General features: G+C 73.9%; 9 protein-coding genes and 1 pseudogene. 5 read left to right on the plus strand and 5 right to left on the minus strand.

What is annotated here, in order from left to right; genetic code table 11:
* Positions 1-57: 57 nt before the first annotated feature.
* Positions 58-453: a CsbD family protein gene (locus ACLBYE_RS16275; protein WP_100252887.1), complete on the plus strand. Its 396-nt coding sequence runs from the start codon at positions 58-60 to the stop codon at positions 451-453.
* Positions 454-590: 137 nt separating this feature from the next.
* On the opposite strand, the gene ACLBYE_RS16280 is transcribed toward ACLBYE_RS16275, so the two are convergent.
* The 4 genes from ACLBYE_RS16280 to ACLBYE_RS16295 form a co-directional block, all read right to left on the minus strand.
* Complete coding sequence (locus tag ACLBYE_RS16280; RefSeq protein ID WP_447694961.1) at positions 591-920, minus strand: DUF6285 domain-containing protein; 330 nt, start codon at positions 918-920, stop codon at positions 591-593.
* A complete protein-coding gene (locus ACLBYE_RS16285; protein ID WP_447694962.1) occupies positions 917-1,957 on the minus strand; it encodes a phosphotransferase family protein in 1,041 nt (346 codons plus the stop codon). Before ACLBYE_RS16285 ends, ACLBYE_RS16280 begins: the two co-directional genes overlap by 4 nt.
* A 17-nt stretch (positions 1,958-1,974) precedes the next feature.
* Positions 1,975-3,153 (minus strand): beta-ketothiolase BktB, encoded by a 1,179-nt coding sequence (gene bktB, locus ACLBYE_RS16290; protein WP_447694963.1) that lies wholly within the window; start codon positions 3,151-3,153, stop codon positions 1,975-1,977.
* A gap of 82 nt (positions 3,154-3,235) precedes the next feature.
* Positions 3,236-4,441 carry an acyl-CoA dehydrogenase family protein gene (locus ACLBYE_RS16295; RefSeq protein WP_447694964.1) on the minus strand — a complete coding sequence of 402 codons (1,206 nt, stop codon included), beginning with the start codon at positions 4,439-4,441 and terminating at the stop codon, positions 3,236-3,238.
* 165 nt (positions 4,442-4,606) lie between these two features.
* On the opposite strand from ACLBYE_RS16295, the gene ACLBYE_RS16300 reads away from it, so the two are divergent.
* The 4 genes from ACLBYE_RS16300 to rclC all read left to right on the plus strand — a co-directional run bounded on the left by ACLBYE_RS16300 (position 4,607) and on the right by rclC (position 7,484).
* Entirely contained in the window at positions 4,607-5,320 is a 714-nt protein-coding gene (locus tag ACLBYE_RS16300) for a TetR/AcrR family transcriptional regulator (RefSeq protein ID WP_447694965.1), read from the plus strand.
* A gap of 86 nt (positions 5,321-5,406) precedes the next feature.
* Positions 5,407-6,390 (plus strand): cupin domain-containing protein, encoded by a 984-nt coding sequence (locus ACLBYE_RS16305; protein ID WP_447694966.1) that lies wholly within the window; start codon positions 5,407-5,409, stop codon positions 6,388-6,390.
* Positions 6,391-6,477: 87 nt separating this feature from the next.
* Complete coding sequence (locus ACLBYE_RS16310; protein ID WP_020096313.1) at positions 6,478-6,825, plus strand: carboxymuconolactone decarboxylase family protein; 348 nt, start codon at positions 6,478-6,480, stop codon at positions 6,823-6,825.
* A gap of 35 nt (positions 6,826-6,860) precedes the next feature.
* Complete coding sequence (rclC, locus tag ACLBYE_RS16315) at positions 6,861-7,484, plus strand: reactive chlorine resistance membrane protein RclC (RefSeq protein WP_447694967.1); 624 nt, start codon at positions 6,861-6,863, stop codon at positions 7,482-7,484.
* 34 nt (positions 7,485-7,518) lie between these two features.
* Here rclC and ACLBYE_RS16320 read toward each other — a convergent pair.
* Positions 7,519-7,628 (minus strand): annotated as a pseudogene (locus ACLBYE_RS16320) (IS630 family transposase); the annotation flags it as partial.

Here is a 7,628-nt window from a genome sequence, read left to right on the forward strand (position 1 = left end):
CGGCGCCGCCGCCCCCGCCGAGGCGGGGCTCCATTCCCCCGACACCAGGAGAGCTGCATGAACCGCGACCAGATCCGCGGCGCGTCCCGCCACCTCAAGGGCCGCGCCCAGACCGCCCTGGGCGGCCTGACCGGTGACCCGGGCCGACAGGTGCGCGGAGCCGTCAACCAAGTGGCCGGCGGCGCGCAGTACGCCTACGGCCGCGCCCGCGACCGCGCCGAGGACCTCGCCGAGGACCTGGCGGAGGATAGCCGCCATCTGGCCGAGGCCGCCCGGAGACGGGCCGACCACCTGATCGACGAGGGCCGGGACCGCGCCCGGGACGCGCGCCGCCGCGGCGCCGATTACGGCCGGCAGGCGATCCGCACGGCCGACGCCAACCGCACCAACACCCTGCTGGGCCTGGCCGCCGTCGCCTTCGCGGCGGGATGGCTCGTCCGCCGCACCCGCTGACGGAGGTTTCACCGATGCTGCGCAAGCTCCTGACGGCCTTCATCGTGCCGAAGCTCATCGCCTATCTCGGGCGCCGCTACGACCGGCGCCGGGGCACCGGCCGCACCTACTGACGCCCGGACCTGGAGCCCCGGATCCTAGCCCGGGGCCTTCCAGATGCCGGCGGCGATCCGCGTCGTCTCGACCAGCGCGGCGTGGAGCGCCGCGTCCCCGTCGCGCCGGCCGGCGCGGATCGCCGCGACCAGCTCGGCCGGCGATCCGGCGGCGCCCAGCGCCCGCTCCCAGGCCCCGGCCGCCGCGCCCGCCTGCGCGATCTCCCGCATGACCACGCCCATCGCGTTGGCGGCCATCAGCAGGACGTAGCGCTGGCGCCCCGACAGGGCCGGCGCGACCTCGTCGAGGAGGCTCTGCCGGGCGACCGACAGGAGGGCGGCGCCCGCGGGCGCGTCCGGGAAGGATTCGCTCATCGGGCTCCCCACCGCTCGGGCGCGGTCTCGCGCAGGATCGCGGCCTCGAGTTCGGGCACCATCCGGCCGGTCAGCGCCAGCTCCAGCGACGTCTCCTGGCCGGAGACGTGGCGATGGCCCTGCTCCAGGGCGATCACCGCCCAGCGCAGATGCGCCATGACCTCCCAGTAGCGCACCGCCTCCGGATCGATCGCGCGCCCGCTCTCGGCCTCGTAGCCCCGGTAGAAGGCGGCCCGCGGGGCGATGCCGCCGGCCTCCAGGTCGGGTCGGCCGAAGCGCCAGCAGGCGGCGCAGAACCAGCCGATATCCTGGACCGGGTCGCCCCAGCCGGCGAATTCCCAGTCGAGGATCGCCGTCAGGCCCTCGGCATCGACCATGTAGTTGCCGGTGCGGAAGTCGCGGTGGACCAGGACCGGCCGGGGACAGGGCGGCGCGCGGAGCTCGGCCCAGCGCAGGCCCCATTCGAGGGCCGGGCGCGCGGCGCCGATCCCGTCGAGACTCGCCCGGAGCGCGCGGATCTCGGCCAGGGCCGGCTCCGGCTCGGGCGCGCCGAGGAAGGCGAGGTCGTCCGCCGGGGCGGTGCCCGGGCCGGCCGCCGGCAGGATGCCGTGCGTCCGGGCGAGCTCGCGGCCGAGCTGCTCGGCCAGGGCCGCGCGGTCGCCGCCGAGGCTCGTGTCCTTGACCACCCGCGGCCCCAGCCCGATCCCGGCGACGAGGCCCATCAGCGCGAAGGGCGCCCCGACCACCCCCGGATCCGCGCAGAAGCCGACCGGCTCCGGCACCCGCACGCCGGCCGCGAAGGCGGCGCGCAGGATCCGGAACTCCTCCGCCCGCGAGCGGCTCGACGCGATGGTGGCGGCCGCGTCCTTGCGCAGGACGAAGCTCCGGGGCGCGCCGTCGACCCGGCACGACAGCATCCAGTTCTCCTGGATCGAGCCGCCGGTCAGCGGCCGGGCGTCGTCGAGCGCGACCGATCCGGCCTCCAGGGTCCGGCCGATCCAGGCGCAGAGCGCCGTCCTCTGATCCGCGTCCAGCATGGTGCCTCAGGACCGCGTCACGGGACGCGCTCGAGGGCCATGGCGATCCCCTGGCCGCCGCCGATGCACATGGTCACGAGCCCGTAGCGGCCGCCGGTCCGGGCCAGCTCGTAGAGGGCCTTGACGGTGATGATCGCCCCCGTGGCGCCGATCGGGTGGCCGAGGGCGATGGCGCCACCGTTCGGGTTGACCCTGTCGGGATCGAGGTCGAGGGCGCGGGAGACCGCGCAGGCCTGCGCCGCGAAAGCCTCGTTCGACTCGACGACGTCGAAATCCGCCGCCCGTAGGCCGGTCCGCTCCAGCAGCCGCCGCACCGCCGGCACCGGGCCCATGCCCATCTCGGACGGGTCCACGCCGGCGTGGGCGTAGCCGACGATCCGGGCGAGGGGCGTCGCGCCGTCGCGCGCGGCCCGCGCGGCGCTCGACAGGACGAGCGCCGCCGCGCCGTCGTTCAGCCCCGAGGCGTTGCCGGCCGTGACGCTGCCGGTCTTGGAGAAGGCCGGACGGAGCTTGGCCAAGTCCTCGGCGGTCGTGGCCTTCGGGTGCTCGTCGGTGTCGAAGGCCACCGTCTCGCGCCGGCGCTGGACCTCGATCGGCAGGATCTGCTCCCGGAACCGGCCCTCGCGGATCGCCCGCGCGGCGCGGGCCTGGCTCTCGGCCGCGAAGGCGTCCTGCACGTCGCGGGGGACGTCGTAGCGCGCGGCCACGTTCTCGGCGGTGACGCCCATGTGGCCGTTGCCGAACGGGTCGGTCAGGGCGCCGAGCATGTAGTCGACGAGCACCGCGTCGCCCATGCGCGACCCGGTCCGCCCGGTGGTCAGGAGGTGGGGCGCGCGGCTCATGCTCTCGGCGCCGCCGGCCACGGCCGTCTCGGCGTCGCCGAGCAGGATGGACTGCGCGGCCGAGACGATCGCCTGCAGGCCGCTGCCGCAGAGGCGGTTGACCGTCATGGCCGGCACCTCCTCGGGAATCCCGCCCTCCATCGCCGCGACGCGGGCGATGTAGGCGTCCCGGGGCTCGGTCGGGATGACGTTGCCGAGGACCACGTGCCCGACCGCCTCGGGCGCGGTCCCGGCGCGGCGCAGCGCCTCCGCGACGCAGCGGGCGGCGAGGACGGAGGGCGGCGTGCCGGCCAGCGCGCCGCCGAACGTGCCGATCGCGGTGCGCACCGCGCCTGTGATCACGACCTCGGTCATACTCTCGGCCTCCTCTCGGCTTCCCTGTCTGGCTCGGCCTGCCGACGCGCCCCGCGCGGCGGACGGACGGTGACGGCCCGGCTCAGGCCCCGACGTCCCACGACCAGAAGGCGTCGCCCTCGGCCTCGAGATTGCGGTTCAGGACCATCTTGTGGACCTCGTCGGCCCCGTCCACGAGGCGCGCCTGCCGGGCGTAGCGGTAGATCCACTCGAGGGGCGTGTCGGTGGAGTAGCCCCGCGCGCCGTTGATCTGGATCGCCGTGTCGGCGGCCGCGTGCAGGAGGTTGGCCACGTGGACTTTGGCCATCGACACCTCCTTGCGGGCGAAGCTGCCCCGGTCGAGGGCCCAGGCGGCCTTCATCACCAGGAGGCGGCCGATCTCGATCCGCATGGCGAGGTCGCCCAGCATCAGCTGGATGCTCTCCCGGTCGGCCAGCCGGATCCCGAAGCCGTGGCGCTCGGCCGCGTAGGCCCGGGCGATCTCGACGCAGCGCTTCGACAGGCCGAGCCAGCGCATGCAGTGGGTCAGCCGCGCCGGCCCGAGGCGGATCTGGGTGAGCTTCAGGCCGTCGCCCTCATTCATCAGGACGTTCTCGGCCGGGATCTCCAGGCCCTCGAACAGCAGCTCGCAGTGGCCGCCGTGCTCCTCCGGCCCCATGATCGGGATGCGGCGCAGGATCCGCCAGCCGGGCTGGTCCCGGTGGAACAGGAAGGCGGTCAGCCCTTTCCGCGCGTCGTCGGAGGTGCGCGCCATCAGGATGAAGTGCTCGGCCTCCTCGGCGCCGGTGATGTACCACTTGCGGCCGGTGACCACGTAGCCGTCGCCCCGCCGCTCGGCCCGGGTCTGGATCATGCCGGGATCGGAGCCGCCGCCGGGATGCGGCTCGGTCATGGCGAAGGCCGAGCGGACCCGCCCGTCCACGATCGGCGCGAGCCAGCGCGCCTTCTGGTCCGGGGTCGCCACCTTCTCCAGCACCATCATGTTGCCGTCGTCGGGCGCGGCCGAGTTGAACACGACCGGCCCGAAGATCGAGCGGTTCATGGCCTCGTAGCAGACCGCCATGCCGACCTTGTCGAGCCCGGCGCCGCCGGTCTCGGGCCGCAATTGCAGGCACCACAGGCCCTCTGCGCGGGCGAGGTCGCGCAGCCGGGCCAGCTCGGAGAGGCTGATGTTGCCGTGGCCGTCATAGGCGGCCGGATCGGCCTCCAGCGGCAGGATGTGCGCGTCCACGAAGGCCGCGATCCGGGCGCGGTAATCCTCGACGCGCGGGGAGATGGTGAAATCCACGGGCCCACCTCCTGGGTCGGTGCCGGCGATAAAAATCGAGCGAGCGCTCGCTTTTTATCGCCTGGATTCGCGCCTGGCAACGGGCTAGACCGCGGGAGACGCTCCCGGTCGTGGCCACGGCAGGCTGGCGCGACGACGAAGCGACGACGGCGCGACGAGGGATCGATGAGCCCCGCAGACGCTCTTCCGGCGCACCTTCCGGCGCACCTTGCGGCGAAGGACGCCTACGCGACCGAGGCGATCTGCGCGCGGATCCTCGCGCGGCACCGGGACCGGATCAGCGTCCGGAAGGACCACGTCGCCGTCGCCAACCTCGCGCGGATCATCGAGGCGGTGCTGAAGCTGTCGAGCCGGCAGGGCTTCCACGAGACGAGCCTGCGCGACCTCGCCCGGGCCTCGGGACTCAGCATGGGCGGGCTCTACTCGTACTTCGACAACAAGAACACGCTGCTGGTGATGATTCTCACCGAGGTGGCCGAGACGGCCGAGGCGGTCCTGCGGCAGGCCCCGGCGGGGCTCGTGGCGGATCCGGCCGCGCATCTGCGCTGGCTGATCGAGACCCATATCCGCCTGACCGAGGCGATGCAGCCCTGGTTCGTCTTCGCCTTCATGGAGGCAAAGGGCTTCCCGGCCCCCGCCCGGACGATGGCGACGGAGAGCGAGGCCGCCACGGAGCGCATCTTCGCCGAGGTCCTGGCCCGCGGCGCGGCGGCGGGCGTCTTCGCGGTCGCCGACGTTGATCTCACCGCGGCGCTGATCAAGCCGCTCCTGCAGGACTGGTACGTGAAGCGGGCCAAGCACCGGAAGCGCGGGATCCCGATCCAACGCTACATCGCGGGCGTGACCGCCTTCGTCGAGAAGGCCATCGCGGCGGGCTGAACCGGCGCGGCGGACGAACAACCCCTGGTCGAGGCCGCCGCGCGCCCTTATGCCGGGCCCGGGGGGCATTCCGGAGCGCGGGGAGCATGGCCGGACCGATCAGGCGCCGCGCGGACGCGCCCGGAGCCGCCGGAATCGACGATCCGCTGAGCGGCCTCGCGCCGCTGCTGCGCGTGCGGCCGCACCTGGACGACGTCTGCCGGTTCGGCGGCGCCTGGACCGCCCCGCACGCGCCGGAGCCGACGCGGCAGGCCTATTTCCACCTCGTCACGCGCGGCCGCGCCACGCTGCGGCGGCCCGGGAACGCGCCGCTGCAGGTCGCGGCCGGGGACATCCTGCTCCTGCCGCGCGGCGACGCGCACCTGTTCCACGGCGCGGGGCCGCCGCCGTCGACGCCCCTGCCCGTCGCGGTCCGCCACGCGCACGATCTGCGGTTCAAGACCACCGTCGGGGCCGAGCCGGACGTGGAGCTGATCTGCGGCCGCCTGGCCTTCGAGGCGGCGCCCCAGACCCTGATCGTGACCGCCCTGCCCGACCTCCTCGTCCTGAGCGTCGGCACCGAGCCCCTGGCCACCCGGTTCGCGCCGCTCCTGGCGGGCATCCGCGAGGAGCTGAACGACCTCCGCGCCGGGTCGGTCGCGGTCGCCGAGAACCTCGCGAGCGCGCTGTTCATGATGATGCTCCGCGCGCATCTCGAGGCGTCGGCCCCGGCCGAGGGCCTGCTGCGCCTCCTGGGGCATCCTCAGACTGCCAGGGCGGTGCTCGCGATGGTGCGCGACCCGGTGCATCCCTGGACGCTGGACGAACTGGCCGCGACGGCCGCCGCCTCGCGGGCGAGCCTCGTGCGCGCCTTCCGCGCCGCCGCGGGCGTCGCCCCGCTGGAATTCCTCACCGACCTGCGGCTCGGGCTCGCCCATCACCGCCTGCGCACCGAGACGGTCCCGCTGGACCGTCTCGCCGCGGAGGTCGGCTACCAGTCCGCGCCCGCCCTCAGCCGGGCGTTCCTGCGCAAGTACGGGATCCGCCCCGGACAGGCGCGGCAGGCCGAGGCGCCCCCGCAGGCGGTTTGATCCGCCCGGTCATCGGCCTGCGCCGCGCGGTCATCGAGGGCGCGGCCGGCCCCGACTACCTTCCTCGTCATCACGCAGGAGGTCGTCATGCACATGATCGATTGGAACAGCTACCGCCAGCAGGTCACCGCCGGCGTCGGACACTTCGCCAAGCTCAGCCCCGACACGGTGCGGGGCTACGGCACCCTCAGCACGGCGGGCCAGAAGACCGGCCAGCTCGACGCCAAGACCCGCGAGCTGATCGCGGTGGCGGTGGCGATCTCCCTGCGCTGCGACGGCTGTATCACGGTCCACACCGACGCCGCCCGCAAGCTCGGCGCGACCGAGGCCGAGCTGGCCGAGGCCCTCGGGGTCGCCACCAGCCTCAACGCCGGTGCCGCGGTCGTCTACGCGACCCGCGCGCTCGACGCCTTCGCGGCCTCCGCCGAGGCGTAGCCCCTCCCCCATCCGATTGAGCAAGGAATCGTGCCATGAACACGCAGGTTCACCGCGTCCTCGGCCTCGTCTCCGGGCCGGGCTCGAACCGCCTCGGCCTCCAGGCCATGCGGGTCGCCATCGCGGTCATCTTCCTCTGGATCGGCGCGCTCAAGTTCGTGCCCTACGAGGCCGACAGCATCACGCCCTTCGTCGCCAACAGCCCGGTGATGGCGTTCTTCTACGCCCACCCCGACCAGTACGCCCAGCACCTCACTCACGAGGGCGAGCTCAACCTCGCCGCCCGCGCGTGGCAGACGGCCAACCACACCTACGCGTTCTCCCGCGGCCTCGGCACGGTCGAGCTGCTGATCGGCCTGCTCGTCCTCGTCGGGCTGGTGTCGCGGCGGCTGGGCCTGGCCGGCGCGGTGCTGGCCTTCCTCACCCCGGTGGTGACCCTGTCGTTCCTCGTGACCACCCCCGAGGCCTGGGTCGCCGCGCTCGGCGACGCCGAGCACGGCTTCCCCTATCTCTCGGGTGCCGGCCGCCTCGTCCTCAAGGACGTCACCCTCATGGCCGGCGCGTGGCTCGTCCTCGCCGACAGCGCCCGCGCCGTCCTCGAGCGTCAGGCCCGGGCGCCGGACGCCCCCGCCCGCCTCGACCTCGCGGCGAGCCGCTAGGAGCCCGCTAGGAAGCCGCTAGAGCGGTATCCGATCATATTGGATCATATGCGTCGTAGCCTCCGGCGGCGAGATAGCGGCGGCATTCGGCTGGCGTGAAGCGTCTGAAGGCTCGTCGGATCGTGTCCCAGAGGTCGCTGATCG

This window comes from Methylobacterium sp. A52T, from assembly GCF_053346095.1.

Excerpts from the sequence above, each read along its gene's own strand:
- ACLBYE_RS16300 (WP_447694965.1), top strand. The coding sequence starts at position 4,607 with ATGAGCCCCGCAGACGCTCTTCCGGCGCACCTTCCGGCGCACCTTGCG.
- rclC (WP_447694967.1), top strand. The coding sequence starts at position 6,861 with ATGAACACGCAGGTTCACCGCGTCCTCGGCCTCGTCTCCGGGCCGGGC.
- ACLBYE_RS16275 (WP_100252887.1), top strand. The coding sequence starts at position 58 with ATGAACCGCGACCAGATCCGCGGCGCGTCCCGCCACCTCAAGGGCCGC.
- ACLBYE_RS16310 (WP_020096313.1), top strand. The coding sequence starts at position 6,478 with ATGCACATGATCGATTGGAACAGCTACCGCCAGCAGGTCACCGCCGGC.
- ACLBYE_RS16285 (WP_447694962.1), bottom strand. The coding sequence starts at position 1,957 with ATGCTGGACGCGGATCAGAGGACGGCGCTCTGCGCCTGGATCGGCCGG.
- bktB (WP_447694963.1), bottom strand. The coding sequence starts at position 3,153 with ATGACCGAGGTCGTGATCACAGGCGCGGTGCGCACCGCGATCGGCACG.
- ACLBYE_RS16280 (WP_447694961.1), bottom strand. The coding sequence starts at position 920 with ATGAGCGAATCCTTCCCGGACGCGCCCGCGGGCGCCGCCCTCCTGTCG.
- ACLBYE_RS16305 (WP_447694966.1), top strand. The coding sequence starts at position 5,407 with ATGGCCGGACCGATCAGGCGCCGCGCGGACGCGCCCGGAGCCGCCGGA.